Origin of the sequence: Roseburia hominis, from assembly GCA_040702975.1 — a bacterium.
Lineage (GTDB): Bacteria > Bacillota > Clostridia > Lachnospirales > Lachnospiraceae > Allocoprococcus > Allocoprococcus hominis_A.
On record CP159990.1, the window covers coordinates 2,655,858 to 2,680,387 of the forward strand.

Below are 24,530 nucleotides of genomic sequence, written 5' to 3' on the forward strand. Positions count from 1 at the left end.
TCTATTTTTCTATGTTTTTTAACTTTAGAGACATCGTCAACCCAACAATATTTAATAATATCCCGAATAGAAATACAAATTTAAAGTTTATTTCATAAAGCATTCCACATAAAAAAGTACCTATACTAAATGAAATTAGATTTACACTACCTATTATTCCCCAAAAACAATTAACTTCGTCCTCAGAGTAATTTGCAAACACATAAATATTAGAAGCATTATCAAAAACTGAACTTATCCCCGAAATTATAATTGCAATAGTTAAAATCCAACTATTTCCTGAACTATACATTATCAATAATAATAAGAGAAGTACAATGTCTACCTGAAATAGCAACTTTTTATTAAACTTATCTAGTGTTATCCCTCCAGTAATAGACAATAATGATGAAATAAATGTAGACGTTGAAAAAACATAAAATATATTACTTACTTTTACTCCAACGTCTGCAGCTACCAACGGCACAAAATTTACACAAGCCCCGCCAATCCCCAATACAAATAGTATACTGCAAAAAAAGATAAGTTCTTTGCTGGTTCCTTTAATTGTAACTTTATCCTCCTGCTTATTACTTTTTCTTAAACAACACTCCTCCTTGTCTACAATTTCTTTTTCTAAGCTACACACTGAAAAAAGAACTAATACAAAAATACAACTATAAAATATCCAAACTAGATTTGTATTAGTCGACATAGTTTTTATTATTCCAATAATCAACAATCCCAAGAAACAACCTGCATACAGAAACGCATCTCGTATTCCAAATATTATGCCAATATGATTTTTATCTGCCTTTGTTCCTAGTAAAGGATTAAGTATAACGTTTATAATACTTGTCGTAATAAACAAAATTGAAAAACCAATAAAAGTTACTATAGGTGACTTTGTATAAATTAATACCACAAATACAATCATATCGAAAAAAAGTGTTATTTTTAAGCACTTCATTTTACTTTCCACTGGTTTTAATGAAATTGGTATTACTACTATAGCTCTAGCCATTTTCGTAAAAGATAACAAAATACCATATAAAACAATACTAATATTTCTTTCATCAAAAAACAGAGGTACAACAATTCCCAAACTTTCTTCTACTACAAAATATAAAAAAAATATAACATAAATAATAATAATAGGCCTATTAATATATGTCATATATTTTTTAACTACCTGAAGCATCTTTTTAATATTCCTTTCAGATATTATTCATTGTAACAATTTCTATTTTTCAACAGAAAAACTAGTATATAGTATCATATACTAGTTTTTCTTAGTAAGACCTACTAATGCCTACACATAATTAGTGCCCATGCGACCTAGAACCAGTACTTCCGCCACCACCCCAATTACAAATGTGAACTGAATCAATTACTTCGAATTCAATAATGATTTCTTTTTTGTCATCCATAGTATTCACCTTCCTTATTTATTTTCCACATGTAGAATAGCCACATTATTGGCTTAATCTTATATTAGTTCATATTCAATAAAAAGTTTATGACGTTTTGCGAAAAAATAATTTTCACAAAAGGTCATAAACTTTCTTTATATTCTAAGATATTATATTTTCAAATACAAGAAAGGACTTAAATGAATTATGAAAAACTTTAAAAAAATCATTTCCCTGACACTAATTATACTTCTTTTGAACTTAACTATTATTCCTCCAACTACACCTCCTGAAAACGGAAGTAACACAATAGGAACTGCAGATGTTGGAGGAGGTTTTGATGGTAGTGACAAATAACATCATTCTCTAAATTTAAATGTAGGACCATTAACATAAGCCTCCACCAATTCATACCGTTTGTCCATTTTATATAATTTTAGCAACGATAATCCATGAAAAAAGTACCTTCTACATCTGTTGTCCTCTCTCTGCTCCAATGCACATGCAAGAGTAACAAGGGTTCTTCCGATTCCATTCCCCTTTCCGGCTTCCATTGAAACCTGCACTCGTCTCTTGCAGGTTTCAATGGCATCGAATATTTGATGTGTTTCCTCTAATGCAGTTGCCAGATTTCCTATTGCCAATCCCCATTCCCGTATGCAGAATACACACTTCACCCGACTTTCTTCCATACTTCTTATTTGCATTTTTAGTATTTGAATTGCCTTTTCTTTTTCGCCATTTTCATAATAAATAGTAGCAATCTGGTTTAAAATGTTATTTTCCGTTGTGGTAAGTCTATATGGAATATCCTTTTCCTGCTTCCAATCCAATGTGAGGCCTAAGATCCTCTCCAGTTGTTCCAAACAGACTTCACTATCCAGAGTTTTCTTTTTATACTTTATTCTAACCTTTTCAGCAGCAATATACTGCATATTATCCACAATCGAACAATCCAGTCTCTTTTCAATTTCTTCCAGACTCTTTTCGACTTTATCGTACTCAAACCTCTGTATTTCTCCGACAATTTTCTTTTTAAACTCCAGTACTTCGTACTCGGCCGTTGTAATCACAGTTTCGACTCTATCTCTCTCCCTGTCCATCTTTTCTAATAATTGATATAAATTCCGGTTATTTGGACTCCTCCTTGCAGTCTCGATTCTGGACAGGGTTTCCTGCGAACATATCCCATCACACAGTGTTTCCTGCGTGATGCCAATAGCCTGCCTGGTTTTTTGAATAAGCTCACAATCCAGTTCGAAACTACAGATCCAATGTTTAAACAATCGATATTTTTCAAAATCAACCTGAAACTCCTCTTCCACATCCAGAAGACTCTCCCTCTCCCTTCGCAGCATCTCGATAAATGCCTGATTACCATGACGGTATTCCAATAATTCCATATACTGCTCCAGAATTTCCGGCATATATAGCAGTTTCCCTTCTTCACGTAAAAGGGACAGTGATTCCCGAGTATGTACAAAAACAAAATCCTTTTCCCTTTTTACACCACAAATCCTCCCCATTAACAGTACAGCATAAGGGTAAACTTGTACCTGTTCTGAACTTTCCATACCCTTCTGAATAATATATCTTAAGATTTCTCTGATTTCTTCGGCATTTCTCTCATATATTGTTCCCTGGCAAACCTCCCATCTGAATAAAAGTAACTTGAGTTCCTCCGCGCTTAATGCTATTTCGCTTTTTACCGCACCTTCTGGCGGCATCGTTTGCTCAATTGCCCGATTAATAATTGAAAGAATTTCTTCCGTCTCTCTTCCTCGCAGCCACGCAATCTGTGCACGTTCTTGTTCAATATATTGCCTGTGTATCGGCTTCTGCGCCTGCTTTTTCTGCTCATATTGAACAAGAAAAAGCTCTGCTGTGTCCAGATTCTGATAACAGATATTCGTCTGGATCTGATATTGTAGTTCGTAGAGCTCATATACGTCTAATGGAAGTATATATTCCAATAATTCCGTTGATTTTCCCATACGTCTGAATAGTCGATCCAGCAGAAAATGATCCGGCACCAATTGATTTTGCTCCATACGCGTCAATTGTGGTGCCGAACAAAGTCCCCAACACAGTTGTTGCTGTGAAATCCCGGCTTCTCTTCGCAACCTATATAATATTTCACCAATTCCTTTCCCCATATAAATCTCCTCATTCATTCACGCGCTCTTCCCGCTCAAAATCCAGGTAGAGCTTTGTTCCTTTGCCCTCCTCAGATGCAATCCGAATGCCGTGGCCGAGTTTATCCATGACGGTCCTGCACAGATAGAGTCCGATTCCCGTGGATTTCTTGTTCTCACGCCCGTTATACCCCGTGAATCCATTTTCAAATACTCTCGGCAGGTCCTCCGGCGGAATTCCAATACCGGTATCCTCTATGACAAGTACATTTTTCCCTTCTTCACAATAGATCGAAATACAGCCTCCCTCCGGGGTGTACTTAAGCGCGTTGGAGAGAATCTGCTCCAACACCAGCAGAATCCATTTTTCGTCGGAAAGAATAGTCCTCTCAAATTCAGCCAGTTCAAGACGTATCTTCCGATACAGAAATTCCCGCGAGAATTTCTTCACAGACTGCCTTACAATCTGCTTAAGATCATAGGACTTTAGCACCAGATCCCGGCTCATATCTTCCATTCTTAAGTAGGACAGCACCATCTCCACATACTGTTCCACCCGGAACACTTCCATATTCATACGCTGGTTCCAATCCTCCTGGGCCAGCCCGTCTTTCTGCGCCTGCAAAAGAAGATGCAGCCCCGCGATCGGCGTTTTGATCTGGTGGACCCACAGGCTGTAAAAATCCAACATGTCCTGCCGCGCATGTCTGGCCTTTGCCGCCTCCTCTTCCTTCCTCTCAAAAAGAATCTGCACCATCTCCTGATACTCCCTTTCCTTCGGAGATCTGGTCTCCGGCAGATTAGACACATCGTTTAAGAGGGCCTTCTTCGCCTGGCTCAGCTTCTTACGCTTATGGCTGTATTTTCCAAAATCCACCCCGGCCATGATGACCAGCACGAACAGGCTCAGCTCCACCGCGTAAGAAATATCATAAAACTTCGTTCCCTGCAGATACAACGCAAAAAATGCGACCGCTTCCATCAGAAAAATACACGGCAGCCAGCCAGCACGCTCTTTGATATAATCCCATACTATTCTCATACTTTTCTTCTCCGTTTTCTATTCCTGCGTCCATTTCTATCCCCGCGTCTGCCTGACCTGCTACGGGATCAGATACCCCAACCCTTTTTTTGTCTGAATAAAATCATGTACCCCGATCTCTTCCAGCCGCTTTCGCAGCCTTGTCACATTTACCGTCAAGGTGTTGTCATCGATAAAGCTCTCACTCTCCCAAAGCGCCGTGATAATGTCGTCTCTCGGCACGATCTTCCCCGCACGCTCCAAAAGAATCTGAAAAATCCGGTACTCATTTCTACTAAGGCTCACCTTCTTATCCTGAAACTGTATGGTCGCATCTCCCAGATTGAGCACGACACCACCGCGCTCTAGGATATTTTCCTGTCCCTGGCGCAGATAGGTCCTCCTTAAGATTGCCTGCAATTTTGCAGTCATCACATGCAGATCAAAAGGCTTTTCGATAAAATCATCTCCGCCCATATTCATCGCCATGACGATGTTCATGCTGTCGGCCGCCGATGACAAAAATATGATAGGCACGTTGCTGATCTTGCGTATTTCCTGACACCAGTGGAAGCCGTTATAGTAGGGCAGACCGATATCCAGAAGCACCAGTTCCGGGGAAGCCGCTTTAAATTCTCCCAGCACATTTCTGAAGTCCCGCACCCGGATCACCTCGTATCCCCATGTCACCAAATGCGCCTGCACCGCCTCCATGATCGTGCGGTCATCTTCTATTATCATGATCTTGAACATTGTCTCACACTCTCTTCTTAATATTATTCGTATAAATGTTTCTTTTCATATTCTATTTGAGCAGAATTTTACTGTCAATAACAGGGGGGAAATCTTTAGAAATTCTTTTGTTTTTGTATAATATTGTTATCCAAAATATTACGGTATATTTGACATTTTTTCAAACACAATAGCTTGTAACTAAAGGAAAAAATATTTATAATATAGCTATATTTAACAGCTAGTACATCAAAGATCGGAGGTCATCAGTATGGTACTAAATATGACGCGGGAAGAACACATGAAACTCATGCGAAAAGAACAATTTACTGAAGCACAGATTCTTGCTATCATTTCTCTAATACAGAAAAAATGTAAAAAAGGAAAATCTCCGGAAGTCATTGCTGATGAAGTAGAGGAGAGCGTAGAGTTTACCCGTAGACTGTATGATTTGATTCAAGAGCACCCCGATTGGTCGGAAGAAGAAATCTACAGAACTGCCTCTCGTACTTATGATTTTATCAGTCATAAAAGAAAATAATGAATCGAAAATCTCATACAGAAGAGAGGCGTGCCGAGATGAACGGTCCATCGGACGTTCACTCAGACATGCTTGGCAACTCATAGCAGAGGAATTGGGGCACTCCCCAATTCCTCTGCTATTTATAAAACCCTATTCTTCTATTCCACCTTCGCAATATCAATCAGCGTAAGCTGCCTTATATCCGTATTCTCCAGACTGGTCACCAGCGCCCGGGCGGTATCCATAGCCGTCAGAACGTTCACTCCGGTCTCGATCGCATTTCTCCGGATCACGAATCCGTCCCTCGAATGATCCGCACCCTGCGGCGGGGTATCAATGACCAGATCAATCTCATGTCCCAGGATCAAATCCATCAGGTTCGGGGATTCCTCCTCGATCTTGTGCGTTGCCCTCGCCTTTACGCCACCTGCACGAAGTGCTTCCGCAGTACCGCGGGTTGCGAAGATACGGTATCCCAGCGCCTCGAATCTGCGTCCGATTTCCACCGCCTCGTCCTTGTCATCATCGCGGACCGTCATGATCATATTCTTATATTTCGGCAGATTGACTCCTGCTCCCAGGAACGCCTTGTAAAGTGCCTCATTAAATGTCGATGCGATACCCAAACACTCTCCGGTAGATTTCATCTCCGGTCCAAGGCTGATGTCTGCACCGCGGATCTTCTCGAAGGAGAATACCGGCATCTTGATTGCTATATAGTCTGCCTCTTTTTGCAGCCCCGGCGTATATCCCAGCTCCTTGATCTTATGGCCGATGATTACCTTGGTCGCCAGCGGCACGATCGGAATACCTGTCACCTTGCTGATATACGGAACAGTACGGCTGGATCTCGGATTTACCTCGATCACATACACGTCTTCTCCGCACACAATAAACTGGATATTGATCATACCTACCACGTGAAGTGCCTTCGCAAGTCTCTTGGTGTATTCCTCAATCTTCCGCTTCGTCACTTCGGAAATGCTCTGAGCGGGGTATACGGAAATACTGTCGCCAGAATGGATACCTGCACGCTCAATATGCTCCATGATTCCCGGAATCAGGATATCCTCCCCGTCACATACCGCGTCTACCTCGATCTCTTTTCCCTGCAGATATTTGTCTACCAGAATCGGGTGATCCTGGGCAATCCGGTTGATGATTCCGATAAATTCGTCAATATCGTGGTCGTTTATAGCAATCTGCATTCCCTGTCCGCCGAGTACGTAGGACGGACGAACCAGAACCGGATATCCGAGGCGGTTCGCCACCTCTTTAGCCTCCTCGGCGGTAAATACGGTATCCCCCTTCGGACGCGGGATCCGGCATTTCGCCAGAATCTCGTCGAACAGTTCTCTGTCCTCCGCCGCATCTACATTCTCGGCAGACGTTCCCAGAATCGGCACGCCCATCTTCATAAGCGCCTCCGTCAGCTTGATCGCCGTCTGTCCGCCGAACTGCACGACCGCGCCGTCCGGTTTTTCCAGATCCACGATACTTTCCACATCTTCCGGCGTCAGCGGTTCAAAATACAGCTTATCCGCAATGTCAAAGTCGGTACTTACCGTCTCCGGGTTGTTATTTACAATAATCGTCTCGTACCCTTCTTTGGCAAACGCCCAGGTACAGTGAACGGAACAGAAATCGAACTCAATTCCCTGTCCGATACGGATCGGTCCGGAGCCAAGTACCAGGACCTTCTTCCTTCCGCTGGTCTCCTCCGCCTCATTGAGACTTCCAAATACTGAATAATAATACGGAGTTTCCGCCGCAAATTCGGCCGCGCAGGTATCTACCATCTTATACACGGCAACGATACCATTTGCATGGCGCATATCATGAATCTCTCTTTCCGATCTGCCGGTGAGGGCAGCAATCACGTTATCTGGGAACTCGATCCGCTTTGCCTCTTTTAAAAGCTCTGGCGTTAGTTCCTCCGTCTTAAGGCGCTGCTCCATTTCCACCAAAATAGCAATCTTATCGATGAACCATTTATCAATCTTCGTGATGGCATGAATCTCATCGTAGCTGATTCCCTTACGGATCGCCTCCGCGATCAGCCAGATTCTTCTGTCATCTACGATCTCCAGTCTCTCCAGAATGTCTTCCCTTGAAAGCTCCGTAAAATCATAGGACATCAGGCTGTCCACATGCTGCTCCAGGGATCGGATCGCCTTCATCAGCGCCCCCTCAAAGTTGTCGCAGATGCTCATGACCTCTCCGGTAGCCTTCATCTGCGTCGTCAGCGTCCGTTTTGCGCTGATGAATTTGTCGAACGGAAGCCGGGGCATCTTCACCACACAGTAGTCCAGCATCGGCTCAAAGCTGGCATAGGTCTTCTGGGTCACTGCATTTTTAATCTCGTCCAGTGTATAACCAAGGGCAATCTTCGCCGCCACCTTCGCAATCGGATATCCCGTCGCCTTGGACGCCAGTGCGGAAGAACGGCTGACACGCGGATTTACCTCGATTACACAGTATTCAAAGGTCTCCGGGTGCAGTGCATACTGTACGTTACAGCCCCCGGTGATGTTGAGCTCACTGATAATATTAAGGGCCGAGGTACGCAGCATCTGGTACTCCTTATCTCCCAGCGTCTGGGACGGAGCCACCACGATACTGTCTCCGGTATGCACACCTACCGGGTCGATATTTTCCATATTACATACGGTGATACAGTTGCCCTTGCTGTCGCGCATCACCTCATACTCGATCTCCTTCCAGCCGGCGATACAGCGCTCCACAAGCACCTGTCCCACACGGGAAAGACGAAGTCCGTTTGCAAGGATCTCCTCCATCTCCACCACGTTATGTGCGATACCGCCGCCGCTTCCACCCAAAGTATAGGCCGGGCGAAGCACCACTGGATAACCAATCTGAGCGGCAAACGCCACGCCGTCTTCCACAGTCTCCACCACTTTTGACGGCGCCACAGGCTCTCCGATCTTCTCCATGGTCGCCTTGAATTCCAGACGGTCCTCGGCTTTTTTGATCGTCTCCGCAGTCGTGCCGATAAGACGCACTCCCTGCTCCTTCAAAAATCCTGCCTCCTCAAGCTCCATGGCAAGATTCAGTCCCGCCTGGCCGCCCAGCGTCGGAAGCACACTGTCCGGTCTCTCCTTGAGAATGAGCTGCTCCACCACTTCCACGGTCAAAGGTTCAATATATACATGATCTGCAATATCCTTATCCGTCATAATGGTCGCTGGGTTGGAATTCAAGAGGACGACCTCGATTCCCTCTTCTTTCAGCGAACGGCACGCCTGCGTTCCCGCATAGTCAAATTCGGCCGCCTGACCGATCACGATAGGACCGGAACCGATCACTAATACTTTTTTGATGTCTTTTATCCTCGGCATTATCTCGTTCCTCCCATCATTTCCATAAATCTGTCAAACAAATAGCCCGAATCCTGGGGCCCAGGGCAAGCCTCCGGGTGAAACTGAACAGTAAAAATATTCTTGCCGGTGTACGCCATACCTTCGTTGGTCCCGTCATTTACATTTTCAAATGCAGGGGTCGCCACAGACGCATCCATACTGTCCGCGTCCACAGCATATCCGTGATTCTGTGAAGAAATGTAGACTCTTCCCGTCGCAAGATCGCGCACCGGGTGGTTGCCGCCCCGATGTCCGTATTTTAACTTATAGGTCTTTCCGCCGTTTGCGAGCGCCATAAGCTGATGTCCCAGACAGATCGCAAAAATCGGGATATCGGAATCGTATAATTTCTTAACTTCTTGAATAATGGAGGTACAATCCGCCGGGTCTCCCGGTCCATTGGATAACATGATGCCATCCGGATTACTTGAAATAATTTCTTCCGCCGATGTGTGTGCCGGATAGACGGTCACCTCACAGCCGCGGGAATTTAAAGATCTGGCAATATTATTCTTCGCTCCGAAGTCCATGAGAGCCACCTTCGGCCCATCTCCCTTAAGAACGTATTTCTCCTTACAGGTCACTTTGGAAACCACGTCGCCCACCTGATAAGCGTGGAGCTTTGGAAGGATCTCTTCCAGATCATACTTCTCATTGGTGGTGATCATTCCGTTCATCGTTCCCTTCTCACGGAGGATCTTGGTAAGTGCGCGGGTATCGATCCCTGCGATTCCCGGAATATCCTGCTTGGTAAGGAAATCTTGAATCGTTCCCTCACAGCGGAAATTGCTGGGCGTACGGGAGAGCTCCCTTACGATATAGCCGTCCGGCCATGCCTTCTTCGACTCCATATCCGGCGTAATTCCATAATTACCAATCAATGGATACGTCATCACCACAGCCTGTCCGGCATAAGAAGGGTCAGTCAGTACCTCCAGATAACCTGTCATGGAGGTGTTAAATACAATCTCACTTATCATGTCTTTCGTAGAACCGATGCTGGTGCCTTCAAACACGGTTCCATCTTCCAGTATCAGAAATGCTTTCATATGTCACCTTATCCCTTCGTAGAGTTTCTTTATTTCATACTACTCATTTTAACTAGATGTGCATTTTATCTCATAGGGAAAGTATGCTGTACTTTCCTATGAAATGAAAAAAGGGCACTCCTGAAGTCTTTCATTCCAGAGCGCCCTCGTTCTCAAATTGTAAAAATTTTACCACATCTGTGGTAGGATTTCAACCATTAATCTGATAGTCTTCTTGTCAAATTTTCAGAAAAAACTGTACATTTCAAACATTTCAAATGACTGATTATTCGTTCGGCAATTCTGCGATTTCCGCAAGTCTTTCGACGATCGGCAGATGCTGGGTACACTGCCCCTCACATTTTTTGCAGCCGATACATTCCGCCGCCACTTCCTTCTTCACACTCCAGTGATTACTTAAACGCTCCGTAATCTCCTCCTTCTGTCCGGTCAATATGTAATGATTATATGCGTCCATCATTTTCGGAATTGGGATATCCTTTGGACAGCCCTTACAGTAGCCACAGCCGGTACAAAGATTGTTGAGTGATATACCCTCCTCGTCATACATTTTCGCGATTTCTTCCGCCGGTCTCTCTTCCAGATTCTCCACAGCCTTCACCGCATCATCCACATGCGCTTTCGTCGTACAGCCCGCAAGAGCCACTGTGATCTCCTTATGTGAAGCCACAAAGCGAAGTGCTGCCTGCGGCACGGTCAGGTCGGTTCCCTTTGTCAAGTAGGAAAATGCCTCCGGGTTCTGCGGAATCATGCCGCCTCCAAGCGGATTCATCACCACAACACCCATTCCTTTTTCGTGAGCCGCTTTGATCCCACTCTGACGGAACCGGTAATTCAGTGCATTGTATCCAATCAACATGCCCTTAAATTTACCTGTCGCAACGACCTTTTCAATGTCGTTCCCCTGCATATGAGAAGAAAAGGCAATATTGCGGATCAATCCCTCTGATTTAGCCTCCTCAAAAAATGCATACAAGGCCTCCATATGCTTCTCCCAGGACTCAAGATTTAACATGCACCACATATGATAAAAATCAATATAGTCCGTATGAAGTCGGTCCAAAGACATCTCAAGCCTCCTGCGGAAATTGTCTCTGCTGACGTCTCCCTTCAACGTACCGATATTCACCTTCGAGGTCACATAGACCTGATCCCGTTTTACCTGAGAAAGCGCCATTCCCGTGATGATCTCGCTCTTGTCATCACAATAAAGAGGCGCCGTGTCCCAATAGTTGATTCCCTTCTCAAATGCATACAGCGGAATCTCCGCACATTTGGAAAGGCGCCCGGCTTTCACGTCCTCATCGTCATACCGCATTGTTCCAAGTCCTACTGCGGATACCTTCATATCGGTATCTCCATACTGTTTGTAATACATCATTTCTCCTCCTTTTCTTATTACAAAACATTTTATTCATACTTCCAAAATATGATAATCTTACATAAAAGCGGATCCTCCGAATAGGAATACTCCACCTCACTCAGGCCGTACCTGCGTCCCAGATAGGCCGCCGCGTCCCGTACCAGCTCCTTAAGCAGGGTATTGTGGGCCTGCTCATAAACCTCTTCATCAGCGAATTTAAAGACCGAATCCCTCTCGCCGGCGTCAATCGTGTTATATAACCGTTCCCGAATCCGTTCCTGATCGAAGCTTTCTTCATACATTCCATTTCTTCTATAATAATTCAAATCTTCCTTCGCACACTCCGGATACTCGTATCCTTCATCTAAAGTATGTGTCCGGAATAATTCCCTTCCGCTGCAGCAAAGGAAATCATAGGTTATATTTCTTTCCTGCCCCTCGCTTACTTCCCCACAAAACACCGGATCTCCCCAGGTAGTATCCACAAAATAGTAGGATCCGTCACAGCGCACCAGATTCCACGCATGGTTTGTCGAATTCCCGTCCGTCCCCACCGTCGTTCCGGTCACATAGGCGCAAAAAATCCCCAGCTTTTCCAACAAATACTGCGTACTCCTGGCGTATCCTGCGCAAACGGAGGCATGCCCTACCAAAGCACTGTAAATATTCTGGTTATCCGGTGCGTCTGTCTGATAATCCACCATCTGGATCAGATATTCGTAGACCATCCGGATCTTCTCATATTCCGATGCATCACCAGGCACCTTCGTCAGGAACTCCTCCGCGGCCGCCTCGATTTCCGTGAGCATCTGCTCCTTTTTCGAGCCACTGTATACATAATCCGGTTCCAGTTTGATATAACTCTCCTGTCCGAATCCTCCCGAATAGGTCGTGGTCGTTCCTCTTCCGTCACACCAGAACAGCTCCGGATTGTCATTCAGCACATTCTGAAAAATGGTATTTACCCGCTCGGCCTCCCCATGGTGCAGATAAATCTCCTCTCTATTCTCCCGAAGCCCGGTCAGAAGCTCCCGATAGGCCAGCTTTTCTTCCTCATTCAAAAAACCATAATAGAATCTTCCTTCCAATTCCGCCTCCGCTATGGAGACTTCCTGATACGGAATCTTCTGCTGCGCCACCTTCTGCACTTTCTCCTGCACCAAATGGAGCGGTTCTCCCTTTTCCTTCATGATTCCTGCGCCGATGCACCCCACACCCAGGCCAATACACAAGACCACAAGACAGATCGGCAGACAGCCTGCACGTCTTCTTCTGCGCATAAATTCCTCCCCGATTTTTATATTCACTTAAATCTTATGCTATACGGATCACTACACGCTTCGCGCAATCCTGACATTATCATATTGTAACATACTGCACTATCTCGGGCAACCCAAAAACGCGCTCACAGACATGTTTGGCAATAAAAAGACGGCAGGACAGATACCTGTTCAGATATCCGCGCAGCCGTCTTTTGCGACGTTTATATTATTTTCAAATCTTTAATACCAATGAAACGTACCCGCGCTGGTGCTGGCCGAATTACCGGAAACCTGCGCAGAGTAAATCGTAACCTCACCGCCATCGTTATTGTAATACACGGCATGATCTCCAAAAATGCCCCGGCGTTTCCATTGACCGTTGCTGTCATCGTAGATGATTACCGGCATAAGGGACAAGTTGGATTCACTGCCCGCCGTCCTCTCCTCATCAGTATTTCGACCGCCTGACCCGGAAGAGAAATTTCCAAATAGGACAATACCAATCAACACCCCAACAATAGTCAGAAGTCCCAGGATATATTCATACAGGAACATACCTGCTATCCAGATTGCAGCATGCCCTCCAAAATAACCCAACAGGCTCTTCTTATCGGCAAATTTGCCGCCCAGGGCAGACACAGTCTTGATAACGGCAACTACAAGCAGCACAATCCCGACTAGCTTTCCCGCCATACCCAACTCGTTATGAGCGCCCCACTGCCAGGAGAGCATACCCAAAAAAGACAATATGTATGCAAGTATCATGTTTTTCTATATCCTCCTTAAAAAAATCTGCCGAACAAACCTTTTTTCCTACCCGTACCTGACTGCTTATCTTCTGCCACTGCCTCACCGCTTTTCACCTGGGCAAGATAGTCTGCATATACCTTGTTATCCTCGATGCCCGGTATGCGATCCGGCAGGTAATCCAGTTCCAAATGAGGCAATTCCCCTGCCCGAAGATGATTTTGCATCGCTTTTCCCAATTTCGCGTTGGTTTTGTCATACATCTGTAAAACGTCCTTGAAATCAGACGGATAACTCTCCCGCTGTTCTGCGTTCAGCGTCGGGGAAAATTCTTTTGCTCTGTCCAAGTGATATTTGGCATTCAAAAGCATTTCCTGTTTCTTTTTCTCACAATCATAAAGACAGAAAGACGCCCTGAAATATTCAGCCATCACGCAGAAACCGGACTCTTCCATTTGAGCAGTCACCCCAACAGCCTGATTACGCCAGTAAACCTGCTCCCTTACATTTGCCTTGCCGGAAACAACAGAAGCGCCGATTGACAAAATACTTGCACGCTCAAGATCGGCTTTGGAAATATTTTTCACCTCGCCGTTCAGACTCATAACATACATCATATCAGTGGAGCGCCCATATGCCTGCCAGTCTGTATCTTCCAGCAGCTTCTTATCTGCGTGAAAAGCCTTGTTATATAGCTCCATACAACGGATATAAAGAGAGATTGCTCTCCCGTTGCAATCCGCATACTGCCTCGGATTTAAAGTTCCTGCCGCCTGATTCCTAAAAGTATTGGCGTGTAAATAATAAATGCCAGCCAACATGGTTAGGGCTGCTGTGTTCCCCAATTCTACAGCCTTTTCGTATGCAGCGGCTGTTTTCTCATCATTGTCAAAAGATTGTTGGATATTTCCCAACATCAGGTAAGCGTCTCCATCGTTTGGTACACGTTTTATGTAGCCTTCTATTCTCTTCAGAGCTTCGCGCGGATTTTCGCGTTCGACCTCTCCCACAAAATAGAAATAGGACATAAAATAACCTGCTGCATCCTTATCCATTTTTTCAAGTTCCTTGGTTTTGGCGTGCGCCTCTTTTGACCGTCCCTGACCTATCAGACTATCGATTTCTTTTGCATATTGACGCCGCGTATCCTCATCAACAACCTCTTTTTTAAAAAACATATGATTTTCCTCCTGCAAGTATCTGATAATAAAAACATATTTTCTGTCTACTATTTTACCGCATCACCTTCTGTTTCGCAAGCAAAAAGTGAAATTAAATAGTCAGTAGTATGAAATATAAAATCGTTCAAATACTAATACCCGAAATGTAAAATTACATTGGGTGATGTTATGAAGTTTGAGAGAGATGAACGACGGTTTGATTTTCACGACATAGGACGTGCCATCAAGCGTGCGCGCGAGGCCAGAGGTATGACGCAGGAACAACTGGCTTTTATTGTTGACCGTTCTCCACGGACAATCATGTATAATGAGAACGATGGCCAACACCCCAGTCTTAACACCTTTTACCAACTGGTCACGATGTTTGATATATCAGTGGATCAATATTTTTATCCGTCTCAAAATGCGGGAAGTGAATGCAGAAAGAGAATTGATGCCATGCTTGGCTCCCTGAACGAAAAGGAATTGAAAATTGTGGAAGCCGCCATACAAGCGATGAGAGCTGCCGAGGAAACGGAGGATGCGTAAAGTGAACACGCGCCTTCGTTTTTTGCGCTGTTCCCATCCATCGGACCTTCACTTAGGTATGCCTGGCACGCACTTTCATATGAAATAAAAAAGACACCTATCCCAAAAGATAAGTGTCTCAATCGTAAGCTGGAAATCGGACTTGAACCGACGACCCCTTCATTACGAGTGAAGTGCTCTACCGACTGAGCTATTCCAGCGCGTGCCACCAACGGCAGTCACAAAATATATTATAGCAAATCTTTTTAAAAATGCAACTACTTTTTTTAATTATCTGGAAAAAATATACCGCAAAAATCATTCTGAACACTCCTCAAAAAGGATCAAAAAAGAGTTCCATCGCACCTCCACTTATGCGCTGCTTAAAAACTGCGAAAAAGCACCCGGCTTTCCAAACAAAAGACCGGGTGTTTTTCCAATTTCACACTTAACTTTTCACGTAACTCTTACTGTTTTACTATTTTTACAGTATTCACTATTACAGCTTCACAATCCGGCCTATTTGCCAGCCATCTGTTTTTCCTGCTGTTCGATCATTTTCTTTACCATATAACCACCAACAGAACCATTCTGTCTGGAAGTGAGGTCTCCGTTGTAACCGTCAGAAAGCGGTACTCCCAACTCGCTTGCTACCTCATATTTAAATTTGTCTAATGCACCCTTTGCCTCCGGCACGGCTGCTCTGTTAGATGAACGATTTGACATCTTCTTTTCCTCCTTTTTTGTGAATTAACATCTTGTTTGATGTTACGCAGATAGTATATGGAGTTTTTTTAAGTCTACACTAGAAAATACTGTAAAATCTGTCAAAATCTGATTCATCTTATTTATTTCAATTTATTACGTCAATTCCGCAATCCTTGACACTCCCACATAAATTTCAGAAATCTTATACCAGGTACGATAATCCACTGTTCCGGTCTGCGGAAGTCCGAACACAGATTGGAATTTTGTCACAGAGGCAGCAGTCGCCGGCCCATAAATCCCATCTACCGCGATCCTGGGAATGGCCGGATACGCACCCGCGATCACATTTAACTGCTCCTGTATCTGCCGAACCTTCTCTCCGCTCGAGCCCTGACTAAGCACATATCCCGGCCAGGAGGAAGGAACGCCGGAGATCTCTTCCGCCGTATTGATGTACATATTCTCTCCATAATAATATCGCAAAATCTCAATCGCATTGTATCCCTGATCGCCCAGCGCCTTCGAGCCCCACTGCGTCATCCAGTTCGGACACTGCACTCTTCTCCCATCACAATACTGCGTCAAAATCGGCTGCCGCACATTCGGTCTTGACAAATATCCTGAAAACTGTTCGTCTACGATCGCCGAAATCGTATCAAAATAATTCCGCTCCGGAATCCATTTATGGTCGTAAGCCGTAGAGGACGTAATCGTAAAATCATAGCCCTGATTCCGATACCATTCCGTATATACCCGATTTAAAGTAAATGACATAATCGCCAACACATTTGCCCGAATCGTATCCTCCGGCCAAGTCGCGTAAATCTCACTGGAAGCCACATTTTTAATGTAATCCTTGTACTTCACATAATAATTGCGGGCCGTATTGTCCCGCGGCGATCCATCGTGCACCACTATATACTCCGGAACCACCACTCTGCTCAGCACAATCTCCCCGGTCTCATCCACCGGTTTAATCTCCTCCTCCGGTATCTTCGGCGGATACACCCCATAAAGCGTATGTGCCGGAATCACAAAAATCTCCGGCGCCTGATCCGGCTCCAGCGGACGCATCTGCACATTCTGGAGCGCCGTCACGTCCGCCAGGATCTCCGCCCCCGCAATACTGACCGGTTCATATCCCGGCGCACTGATATTTAATGTATACTCCGAATACGGCTGCTCCTCAGACTCCGGATTCAAACTATACTCCACCGGCGGCGCCGCCAATTCCACCGTATCACTATTCCCCGACGAATCCGTAGTCAACTCCTCCACCATACTATCCGGCACCCCCGTATACCCAATCTGAATCCGTGCATCCTCCACCGGCCTTGCCGTAATCTCCGAAGTCACCTGCACCCGCAGCCTCCCCCGATACTCCGTACTCACCTGCATACCCCGCAAACTCATCACATAACCTCACAAAACTACTGTTATGCCTATTCTATGCACCAGGCTATCATATGTTTCATAAAAAAGCTGATTGCACCTCACTCCAGATACAATCAGCCTCTTCAATTCCATACATCTCATCTTCTCACCACAACCTCCCGTCTGCAACCTCAACCAGGAGATTGCCAACACATCAGGCCGGTACACGGTTCTATTGTGCTGCCGGGCCGTAGAAAACGCCGGTTCTTAGCGGCATAAGCCGCCCATCCAGGCGGCGCCATGGCGCTTAGAATCCGTTGCGTTTTCTTCCGAGCGAGAGCGTGCCCGGCAGCACAATAGAACCGTGTACCGGCCGGACGTGTCTCACCCGCAATCTACAACGTCTTCCCCAACTCCTTCCCCTCCACATACCCCTCAAGATACCTCTTCATCCTCATATTCTCCTCCTTCTCAAAATACGGATCTCCGGCCAGAATCTCCCCCGCCGCATCATTCGCCCTCTTAAGTATCTCTGCATCCTGATACACATCCCCCAACCGAAAATCCATCAGCCCACTCTGCCTGATTCCAAACAGATCCCCCGGCCCCCGGAGCTTCAAATCCTCATTCGCAATATAAAATCCATCATTAGACTTATTAAGCGTCTCCAGACGTTTCTTATTCTCCTTACTCTTAGACCCGCTCATAAAAATGCAATACGACTGATATTTCCCTCGCCCCACGCGCCCGCGTAACTGATGAAGCTGGGCAAGCCCGAACCGCTCCGCATTTTCCACCATCATCACCGTAGCGTTAGGGACATTAATCCCCACCTCAATAACCGTAGTAGAAACCAGCACCTGGATCTCATTTCTGGAAAATGCCTCCATGATCTCATCTTTTTGCGCCTGCTTCATCTTTCCATGCAGAGCCTCAACCCGGATGCCATCTCCCAGCTCCCCGCGTAGCATAGCAGCATAGTCCGTCACATTCTCCGCGTCGAGTGCCTCGCTTTCCTCCACCATCGGGCAGATCACATAGCACTGCCTGCCTTCCTCCACCTGCTTCCGGATAAACCGATACGCTGTGGGACGGTACCCTGTGTCCACCACACAATTCTTAATCGGAAGCCGGTTAGCCGGAAGTTCATCGATCACGGAAATATCCAGATCCCCGTATAAAATAATCGCAAGTGTCCGCGGAATCGGCGTCGCGCTCATGACCAGAATATGCGGCATATGTCCTTTTTCCGCCAGTGTCTCCCGTTGTCTGACGCCAAAACGATGCTGTTCATCCGTCACCACCAGAGCCAGATTCCGATACTCAACTTTATTTTGAATCAGCGCATGTGTTCCAATCACTATATTTGCCTCGCCGGAAGCAATCCGCTCATACGAAAGCCTTTTCTCCTTTGCAGTCATAGAACCTGTAAGAAGTTCTACCGTAAGTGGTATCTGATATTTAGCAAATAATTCCGTGACCGATTCAAAATGCTGCTTTGCCAGCACCTCCGTTGGCGCCATGAGCGCCGATTGATATCCATTCAGCGAAGCGAGCATCATGGAGAGCACTGCGATGATCGTCTTCCCCGACCCGACATCGCCCTGAATGAGCCGCGACATCAGCGTCGGGGAACACATTTCCCTCTCAATCTGCTCCCACACCCGTTTCTGCGCCCCCGTAAGTTCATAGGGAAGCTTCCCCAGGAAATCCGCAATTTCCGCCCTGGGCTGGATGTCAAATCCATTTTCCGCCTTCCCGCTCGTCTCCTTCGTCTGTCTGAGCGCCAGAATAAAGATCAGAAACTCCTCAAAGACCAGCCGTTCCCTGACATGATAAAATTCTTCCTTAGCATAGGGAAAATGTATCCCCCTCATGGCATAATTATACTCCGCCAGATGATAGCGTATTCTTATCTCCTGTGGCAGGAAATCCTGCTTTAGATCCAGATACTCCAGCGCCTGGCGGACAGCCTTGGCCACCGCATTATTTGTCAGAGAAGCGGTAAGAGGGTAAATCGGCTGAAGGGTGTTTAACTTATTATTGTAACTATCAGCCGGATTATAGATTTCCGGGTGCTCCATAAGAAGCGTTCCTTTTTTATTGATTACCCGGCCGCGCACTGTTATCACCATGCCGCTTTGCAGCGTATTTCGTAAAAATGGCATGCGGAACCAGATTACCTTAAGCACTCCCGTCACATCTTTTATATATGCTGTCGTAATCTGTCGTGCCCGGTTTCCTCCTACCTGCACTCTCCCGTAGATCACGCCAGTCACCGCGCACACCTTTCCTTCCTCAATCTCTCCTACGCTGACCGGGGCTTCGTATACATCATATCCCCGCGGATAATAGCGGATCAAATCCCCTACGGTGTAGACGCCGACTTTCTGGAACAACTTTTCTGTTTTCTCGCCGATACCTTTCAATTCACTGATTTTAGAACGTTCATTCATATTCTCCACCTCTGCTTATGTTCGCGTAATATCGGACCTTCACTTTCATCACCATACATATCTGAGCGAACGCCTCCCCCGGTTTACACAGAACCGGAACGTCCGCTGGACATTCGCTTAGATATGCATAGCATAAAAAAAGGGAGCATATTTCAACACTCCCTTCCTTAGCATTCACTTTCTATTCTACTGCAAGTACATAGTAGTAAATCGGCTGTCCGCCGCGGTGTGCATCTATGTCCAGTTCCGGATACAGGTTTTCCACCTCAGCGACAAACTTCTCAGCTTCCTCATCTGTCACGTCCTCGCCATAGTACAGGCTGATCAGCTCAGAATCATCGTCCACCAACTGGGACAGCATATCTTTCGTGGTGCCCGCCACAGAGGTACCTACGGAAATAATTCCCGCGTCACCGATTCCCATGATGTCTCCCTCATGAATCTCCTTTCCGTCAATGTGGGTATCTCTTACTGCGTAGGTGACCTGTCCGGTCTTCACATGCTTGATTCCCTCCAGCATGTTCTCCTCGTTCGTATCCACATCTTCCTCCGCATTGTAGCTGATCACTGCGGTGATTCCCTGAGGAACAGTCTTCGTCGGGATTACGATAATATCCTTATCCTTCGTCAGATCTCTTGCCTGGTTTGCCGCCAGCACAATATTCTTATTGTTCGGAAGAATGAAGATGGTATCTGCATTTACCTCGTCAATCGCTGTCAGCATATCGTCCGTACTCGGATTCATGGTCTGACCGCCCTCGATAATATAATCAACTCCCAGCTCACGGAAGATCTCGTTCATGCCCTCTCCAATGGAAACGGCGATAAATCCCACCGGCCTTCTCGGGTTTTTGGCTGCTTTTTCCTTAGCTGCCTGTTCTGCCGCAATCTTCTCGGCATCCTTGATGAGCTTCTCCTGATGCTCCTCGCGCATGTTGTCGATCTTCATACGGGAAAGCTGTCCAAATGTAAGAGCCTTCTGGATCGCAAGACCCGGATCGTTGGTGTGTACGTGCACCTTTACCACTTCATCATCAGCCACACATACGATAGAATCACCTATGGATTCCAGATATGCCTTAAATCCATGCTCATCCTCCTCCGTAAATTCCTTCTCAGTAAGAATGATGAACTCCGTACAATATCCAAATTTGATCTCTGCAGCAGTATCTGAATTAAACTTCGTCACGTTCACGCTGGTGCTCGGCTTAATCGCTGTATAGTCTATTTCCTTCCCCAGGAATGCGTCATAAGCACCGCGAATCACTTCCAGAAGTCCCTGTCCGCCGGAATCCACAACGCCTGCGTCTTTAAGGACCGGCAGCATCTCCGGCGTCTTCGCAAGAACATTCTCGGCCTCCTCAATCAGTTTCGGGAAAAATACTTCCAAATCGTCCGTCTCTTCCACCAGCTCCATTGCCTTATCTGCAATTCCGCGGGCCACGGTAAGGATCGTACCTTCCTTCGGCTTCATAACCGCTTTATAGGCCGTCTCCTTCGCGCGCACAGCAGCTCTTGCCAGCGCCGGGACGTCAATCACACTCTCCTCGCGGATTGATTTGGTAAATCCTCTGAGAAGCTGTGAGAGGATGACGCCCGAGTTCCCTCTGGCGCCTCTGAGAGATCCCGATGAGATTGCCTTTGCCAAAGAGACCATATCCATCTTCTCAAGAGCAGTTACTTCCTTGGCTGCAGCCATGATAGTCATTGACATATTCGTACCCGTATCCCCGTCTGGTACCGGGAATACATTCAGTTCATTGATAAATTCTTTCTTAGCCTCAATATTCTGAGCGCCTGCAAGAAACATATTTGCAAGCATCTCCACATTGATCGTATTCGTTGCCACGATAAAGTTCCTCCTTACTAGTCGATTACTCTTACGCCCTCAATGTAGATATTGATCTTCTCCACTGTCATACCGGCGAATTCCTCAACTCTATACTTTACGTTACTTATCAAATTCTCCGTCACTGCAGAAATGCTTACCCCATAAGCTACAATCACGTGAAAATCCAGCGTAATGCGATTATCCTCGCTGATCGCTACCTGAATCCCCTTTGTCAGACTCTCTTTCTTGAGGAGCTTTACAAGCCCGTCCTTCATACTCACCGCTGCCATTCCAACGATTCCGAAGCATTCCACTGCAACAGAACCTGCATATTTTGAAATCACTTCCGAATCGATTGTAATGATTCCTAAATCGGTACTCATACTTCCCTTCATATATATTCCTCCACTTCTCTGAAATACATGTCATGCTGAACTTATTATACTCTATTCTTTCTTTTTTTACAATCTAAAATAGAATGTGCTCTCGCACATTCTTCGCCTGCGGCGGGTCGCTTTAGCGACATAATTCCTCTCTGCCGCAGTGCGTCTCCCGCGGAGCGTTTTTTATTTCATAAGGCGCGTCCTATGAAATAAAAAAACCGAAGTCCTAAAACCTCGGTTCCTTTCGTTTCATCTAAATTAAGCTCTCTCTACACGACCGGATTTCAAGCAGTTCGTACATACGTACATTCTCTTAACACCGCCGTTTTCAGTTTTCACTCTGACAGACTTTACGTTAGACTTCCACATCTTAGATGATCTTCTATGAGAGTGGCTGACATTGTTTCCAAAGTGAGCACCCTTTTCGCAAATAGCACATTTAGCCATGACTGCACCTCCTAACGATATTAAATGTCCGTACATACGGACTCACAACACTGATTATTTTAACAGATATTTACATAAAATGCAAGAAAAAAAACATGTTTTTTAAGATTTTTTATTCCATAGGAAAATACACTGTATCCTCCTATGGAATAATCCTCACTTTACATGTTAATGCACAACACTTCTTCTATTGCAATTCCTCTTTGTAGATTGTTGGCCTGCGCACATACCGGAATCCGGCACGATATGCCGATTCGACCACGACGCCGTTGTCCCCGGCATTACAATGAATGGCAATAAGTCCGCCATCATCATTTCGCCCCGCTACGATGCCCACATGATTGATTCCCTTCGTCCCGGGGCTTTGGAGAAATACCAGATCTCCCGGCTTCGCCTCATCCTCCTGGATCGCAAGAGAATGACTCCATTGCATTGCAGTTCCATGTCCGATAGCTGAAGAAGCTTTCTGATCCTGATATCCATTAATAAACGCCCATGTCACGAATCCACTGCAGTCAAGACCATAGTTTCTGATGCTTCCAGTATCCAGAACACCGGCTGCCTCAACCCGTTTTGGACTGCCCCATCTGTCATCCCAGCCAATTGCAGATGATTTGCCTCCCCAGAAATAAGGAATCTTTCCCAGCAGCATGTAGGCAGCTTCCAGAACCTGAACACGCTCTCTGCTTACATCTTCTCCCAGGCTTTCTGCGATAAATCCACGAATTCCCGTAGCCGCCGCACACAGAAGCGTGCAATTGGAAGACGTGTATTTTTCAAGGAAATCCCGATCCTCTTCTGCCAGTTCTGAAGCATGCTCAGTCATATAATCGGAAATAGTTTTTGAAGTAATCGTCGCTTTATTCTCTTCGAGTTTTCCTGTATTCATATAGTTGAAAATAGCAGAAAGGCCTTCTTTAGCCTCCTTATCCATATGGAATTCGTCTTTCCCTGCTTTTTTCTCCTTCAACAAGTAAATCGCCAGTACATCCTGCCAATTCGCAAATCCCAGTTCCTCATCCTCCAAGCTCTCTGGCAGATCTGCCTCCGGCATCTGAAGCAGAACATTTTCCTGCATTTTTTTCACATTTGCAATAAATTCTTTCTCAATATCTGCAACAACATCTGCAAATTCTTCCGCAAACGTCAGGTGATATTCTTCTTCCAGTTCGTCTATGTAAAAATCAATTCCCGCAGTTACCGTAGGCTTCAGTATAACAAGATTTTCCGGCTTTGTCTGATTGGCAATACTCTCTTCTTTTATCTTTTCCTGCCTGTGATTCTCATTTTCCGCTAAATTCTCATCCTTCTGCTCCGGCTCTCCGGACATTGCCTGATCATGACCGCCATTTCCTTCCGTCTTATCGGATGGCACCTGTCCCGCATTCTCATCTTTTTCATCCGGAGCGGCCTCGCCCGCATTCTCGTCTTTTTCGGCCGGCGTGGTCTCGCCCGCATTCTCATCCTTTTCATCCGGCGTAGGCTTGCCCGCATTCTCATCCTTTTCATCCGGTGTGGTCTCGCCCGCATTCTCATCCTTTTCATCCGGTGTGGTCTCGCCCACATTCTCGTCTTTTTCATCCGGTGTGGTCTCGCCCGCATTCTCGTCTTTTTCATCCGGCGTGGTCTCTTCCATACTCCCATCTTTCTCATCCGGTGCGGTCTGCTCCGCATTCTCATCTTTTTGATCCGGTGCGGGCTGCTCTTCGCTCTCCTTCGTGTTATCAGGTACCACCGGATCAGGCGCTTTCTGTTCTTCCGTAGAAACCGGTTTTACGTCCTCAGTCTTTTTATCAGGCTGCGGCGCATCCTTCTCACTCTCATTTACGAACTGACCTTTAAATTCCTTGATAAGAATCTTTTCCTTATTCGGCAAGATCACATACTCTCCCTCCACGGTAACAAGTATTCGTTCGCCTTGATATATCACGTATTTTTGTTCTGCAGCTGCGTTCACGGGCACCGCACTGATATCACCGGCAAGCACGGCAGCTGCACTTAATACACACATACATCGTACTATTGTATTTTTCTTCATTA

20 protein-coding genes and 1 tRNA gene are annotated in these 24,530 nt (G+C 45.8%); 3 read left to right on the forward strand and 18 right to left on the reverse strand.

Annotation, left to right across the window (positions count from 1 at the left end; genetic code table 11):
• Nucleotide 1: 1 nt before the first annotated feature.
• Complete coding sequence (locus ABXS75_12325; protein ID XCP83854.1) at nt 2–1,180, reverse strand: MFS transporter; 1,179 nt, start codon at nt 1,178–1,180, stop codon at nt 2–4.
• Between the two features lie 418 nt (nt 1,181–1,598).
• Here ABXS75_12325 and ABXS75_12330 point away from each other — a divergent pair, with 418 nt between their 5' ends.
• Nucleotides 1,599–1,748 carry a hypothetical protein gene (locus tag ABXS75_12330; GenBank protein ID XCP83855.1) on the forward strand — a complete coding sequence of 50 codons (150 nt, stop codon included), beginning with the start codon at nt 1,599–1,601 and terminating at the stop codon, nt 1,746–1,748.
• A 2-nt stretch (nt 1,749–1,750) separates the two neighbouring features.
• Here the strand turns inward: ABXS75_12330 and ABXS75_12335 are convergent, their stop codons facing one another.
• Genes ABXS75_12335 through ABXS75_12345 form a run of 3 tightly spaced genes read right to left on the reverse strand, consistent with a single transcriptional unit; the run spans nt 1,751 to nt 5,300 of the window.
• Nucleotides 1,751–3,565, reverse strand: a complete 1,815-nt coding sequence (locus tag ABXS75_12335) for a helix-turn-helix transcriptional regulator (GenBank protein XCP83856.1) — start codon at nt 3,563–3,565, stop codon at nt 1,751–1,753.
• Nucleotides 3,558–4,568 carry a sensor histidine kinase gene (locus tag ABXS75_12340; protein XCP83857.1) on the reverse strand — a complete coding sequence of 337 codons (1,011 nt, stop codon included), beginning with the start codon at nt 4,566–4,568 and terminating at the stop codon, nt 3,558–3,560. Before ABXS75_12340 ends, ABXS75_12335 begins: the two co-directional genes overlap by 8 nt.
• A 60-nt stretch (nt 4,569–4,628) precedes the next feature.
• Nucleotides 4,629–5,300: a response regulator transcription factor gene (locus tag ABXS75_12345; GenBank protein ID XCP83858.1), complete on the reverse strand. Its 672-nt coding sequence runs from the start codon at nt 5,298–5,300 to the stop codon at nt 4,629–4,631.
• A 250-nt stretch (nt 5,301–5,550) separates the two neighbouring features.
• Between ABXS75_12345 and ABXS75_12350 the strand changes: the two genes are divergently transcribed.
• Nucleotides 5,551–5,820 (forward strand): hypothetical protein, encoded by a 270-nt coding sequence (locus ABXS75_12350; protein XCP83859.1) that lies wholly within the window; start codon nt 5,551–5,553, stop codon nt 5,818–5,820.
• A gap of 140 nt (nt 5,821–5,960) precedes the next feature.
• Here the strand turns inward: ABXS75_12350 and carB are convergent, their stop codons facing one another.
• The 6 genes from carB to ABXS75_12380 form a co-directional block, all read right to left on the reverse strand.
• Nucleotides 5,961–9,161: a carbamoyl-phosphate synthase large subunit gene (carB, locus tag ABXS75_12355; protein ID XCP83860.1), complete on the reverse strand. Its 3,201-nt coding sequence runs from the start codon at nt 9,159–9,161 to the stop codon at nt 5,961–5,963.
• Nucleotides 9,161–10,231: a carbamoyl phosphate synthase small subunit gene (locus tag ABXS75_12360; GenBank protein ID XCP83861.1), complete on the reverse strand. Its 1,071-nt coding sequence runs from the start codon at nt 10,229–10,231 to the stop codon at nt 9,161–9,163. Before ABXS75_12360 ends, carB begins: the two co-directional genes overlap by 1 nt.
• 265 nt (nt 10,232–10,496) lie before the next feature.
• Nucleotides 10,497–11,612 carry an aldo/keto reductase gene (locus ABXS75_12365; protein XCP83862.1) on the reverse strand — a complete coding sequence of 372 codons (1,116 nt, stop codon included), beginning with the start codon at nt 11,610–11,612 and terminating at the stop codon, nt 10,497–10,499.
• A 29-nt stretch (nt 11,613–11,641) separates the two neighbouring features.
• Complete coding sequence (locus ABXS75_12370) at nt 11,642–12,874, reverse strand: transglutaminase domain-containing protein (protein XCP83863.1); 1,233 nt, start codon at nt 12,872–12,874, stop codon at nt 11,642–11,644.
• 222 nt (nt 12,875–13,096) lie between these two features.
• The gene (locus tag ABXS75_12375) at nt 13,097–13,621 is read right to left on the reverse strand and encodes a hypothetical protein (GenBank protein ID XCP83864.1); all 525 of its coding nucleotides are present in this window, start codon (nt 13,619–13,621) and stop codon (nt 13,097–13,099) included.
• Nucleotides 13,622–13,638: 17 nt separating this feature from the next.
• On the reverse strand, nt 13,639–14,781 hold the full coding sequence (locus tag ABXS75_12380) for a hypothetical protein (GenBank protein ID XCP83865.1): 1,143 nt from the start codon (nt 14,779–14,781) through the stop codon (nt 13,639–13,641).
• 171 nt (nt 14,782–14,952) lie between these two features.
• Between ABXS75_12380 and ABXS75_12385 the strand changes: the two genes are divergently transcribed.
• Nucleotides 14,953–15,312 carry a helix-turn-helix transcriptional regulator gene (locus ABXS75_12385; GenBank protein ID XCP83866.1) on the forward strand — a complete coding sequence of 120 codons (360 nt, stop codon included), beginning with the start codon at nt 14,953–14,955 and terminating at the stop codon, nt 15,310–15,312.
• Between the two features lie 127 nt (nt 15,313–15,439).
• On the opposite strand, the gene ABXS75_12390 is transcribed toward ABXS75_12385, so the two are convergent.
• From ABXS75_12390 to ABXS75_12425, 8 genes are all read right to left on the reverse strand, one after another.
• Nucleotides 15,440–15,512: transfer RNA gene (locus ABXS75_12390), tRNA-Thr, on the reverse strand.
• Between the two features lie 298 nt (nt 15,513–15,810).
• Complete coding sequence (locus ABXS75_12395; protein XCP83867.1) at nt 15,811–16,017, reverse strand: alpha/beta-type small acid-soluble spore protein; 207 nt, start codon at nt 16,015–16,017, stop codon at nt 15,811–15,813.
• Nucleotides 16,018–16,152: 135 nt separating this feature from the next.
• On the reverse strand, nt 16,153–17,412 hold the full coding sequence (locus ABXS75_12400; GenBank protein ID XCP83868.1) for a peptidoglycan-binding protein: 1,260 nt from the start codon (nt 17,410–17,412) through the stop codon (nt 16,153–16,155).
• Between the two features lie 356 nt (nt 17,413–17,768).
• Entirely contained in the window at nt 17,769–19,829 is a 2,061-nt protein-coding gene (gene recG / locus ABXS75_12405; GenBank protein ID XCP83869.1) for an ATP-dependent DNA helicase RecG, read from the reverse strand.
• 181 nt (nt 19,830–20,010) lie between these two features.
• Entirely contained in the window at nt 20,011–21,678 is a 1,668-nt protein-coding gene (locus tag ABXS75_12410; protein XCP83870.1) for a DAK2 domain-containing protein, read from the reverse strand.
• A 17-nt stretch (nt 21,679–21,695) separates the two neighbouring features.
• Nucleotides 21,696–22,055: an Asp23/Gls24 family envelope stress response protein gene (locus ABXS75_12415; GenBank protein XCP83871.1), complete on the reverse strand. Its 360-nt coding sequence runs from the start codon at nt 22,053–22,055 to the stop codon at nt 21,696–21,698.
• 246 nt (nt 22,056–22,301) lie between these two features.
• Nucleotides 22,302–22,490 (reverse strand): 50S ribosomal protein L28, encoded by a 189-nt coding sequence (rpmB, locus tag ABXS75_12420; protein XCP83872.1) that lies wholly within the window; start codon nt 22,488–22,490, stop codon nt 22,302–22,304.
• Nucleotides 22,491–22,677: 187 nt separating this feature from the next.
• The gene (locus ABXS75_12425; GenBank protein ID XCP83873.1) at nt 22,678–24,528 is read right to left on the reverse strand and encodes an NlpC/P60 family protein; all 1,851 of its coding nucleotides are present in this window, start codon (nt 24,526–24,528) and stop codon (nt 22,678–22,680) included.
• Nucleotides 24,529–24,530 lie beyond the last annotated feature (2 nt).

Excerpts from the sequence above, each read along its gene's own strand:
- ABXS75_12325 (XCP83854.1), bottom strand. The coding sequence starts at position 1,180 with ATGCTTCAGGTAGTTAAAAAATATATGACATATATTAATAGGCCTATT.
- ABXS75_12330 (XCP83855.1), top strand. The coding sequence starts at position 1,599 with ATGAAAAACTTTAAAAAAATCATTTCCCTGACACTAATTATACTTCTT.
- ABXS75_12335 (XCP83856.1), bottom strand. The coding sequence starts at position 3,565 with ATGAATGAGGAGATTTATATGGGGAAAGGAATTGGTGAAATATTATAT.
- ABXS75_12340 (XCP83857.1), bottom strand. The coding sequence starts at position 4,568 with ATGAGAATAGTATGGGATTATATCAAAGAGCGTGCTGGCTGGCTGCCG.
- ABXS75_12345 (XCP83858.1), bottom strand. The coding sequence starts at position 5,300 with ATGTTCAAGATCATGATAATAGAAGATGACCGCACGATCATGGAGGCG.
- ABXS75_12350 (XCP83859.1), top strand. The coding sequence starts at position 5,551 with ATGGTACTAAATATGACGCGGGAAGAACACATGAAACTCATGCGAAAA.
- carB (XCP83860.1), bottom strand. The coding sequence starts at position 9,161 with ATGCCGAGGATAAAAGACATCAAAAAAGTATTAGTGATCGGTTCCGGT.
- ABXS75_12360 (XCP83861.1), bottom strand. The coding sequence starts at position 10,231 with ATGAAAGCATTTCTGATACTGGAAGATGGAACCGTGTTTGAAGGCACC.
- ABXS75_12365 (XCP83862.1), bottom strand. The coding sequence starts at position 11,612 with ATGATGTATTACAAACAGTATGGAGATACCGATATGAAGGTATCCGCA.
- ABXS75_12370 (XCP83863.1), bottom strand. The coding sequence starts at position 12,874 with ATGCGCAGAAGAAGACGTGCAGGCTGTCTGCCGATCTGTCTTGTGGTC.
- ABXS75_12375 (XCP83864.1), bottom strand. The coding sequence starts at position 13,621 with ATGATACTTGCATACATATTGTCTTTTTTGGGTATGCTCTCCTGGCAG.
- ABXS75_12380 (XCP83865.1), bottom strand. The coding sequence starts at position 14,781 with ATGTTTTTTAAAAAAGAGGTTGTTGATGAGGATACGCGGCGTCAATAT.
- ABXS75_12385 (XCP83866.1), top strand. The coding sequence starts at position 14,953 with ATGAAGTTTGAGAGAGATGAACGACGGTTTGATTTTCACGACATAGGA.
- ABXS75_12395 (XCP83867.1), bottom strand. The coding sequence starts at position 16,017 with ATGTCAAATCGTTCATCTAACAGAGCAGCCGTGCCGGAGGCAAAGGGT.
- ABXS75_12400 (XCP83868.1), bottom strand. The coding sequence starts at position 17,412 with ATGAGTTTGCGGGGTATGCAGGTGAGTACGGAGTATCGGGGGAGGCTG.
- recG (XCP83869.1), bottom strand. The coding sequence starts at position 19,829 with ATGAATGAACGTTCTAAAATCAGTGAATTGAAAGGTATCGGCGAGAAA.
- ABXS75_12415 (XCP83871.1), bottom strand. The coding sequence starts at position 22,055 with ATGAAGGGAAGTATGAGTACCGATTTAGGAATCATTACAATCGATTCG.
- rpmB (XCP83872.1), bottom strand. The coding sequence starts at position 22,490 with ATGGCTAAATGTGCTATTTGCGAAAAGGGTGCTCACTTTGGAAACAAT.
- ABXS75_12425 (XCP83873.1), bottom strand. The coding sequence starts at position 24,528 with ATGAAGAAAAATACAATAGTACGATGTATGTGTGTATTAAGTGCAGCT.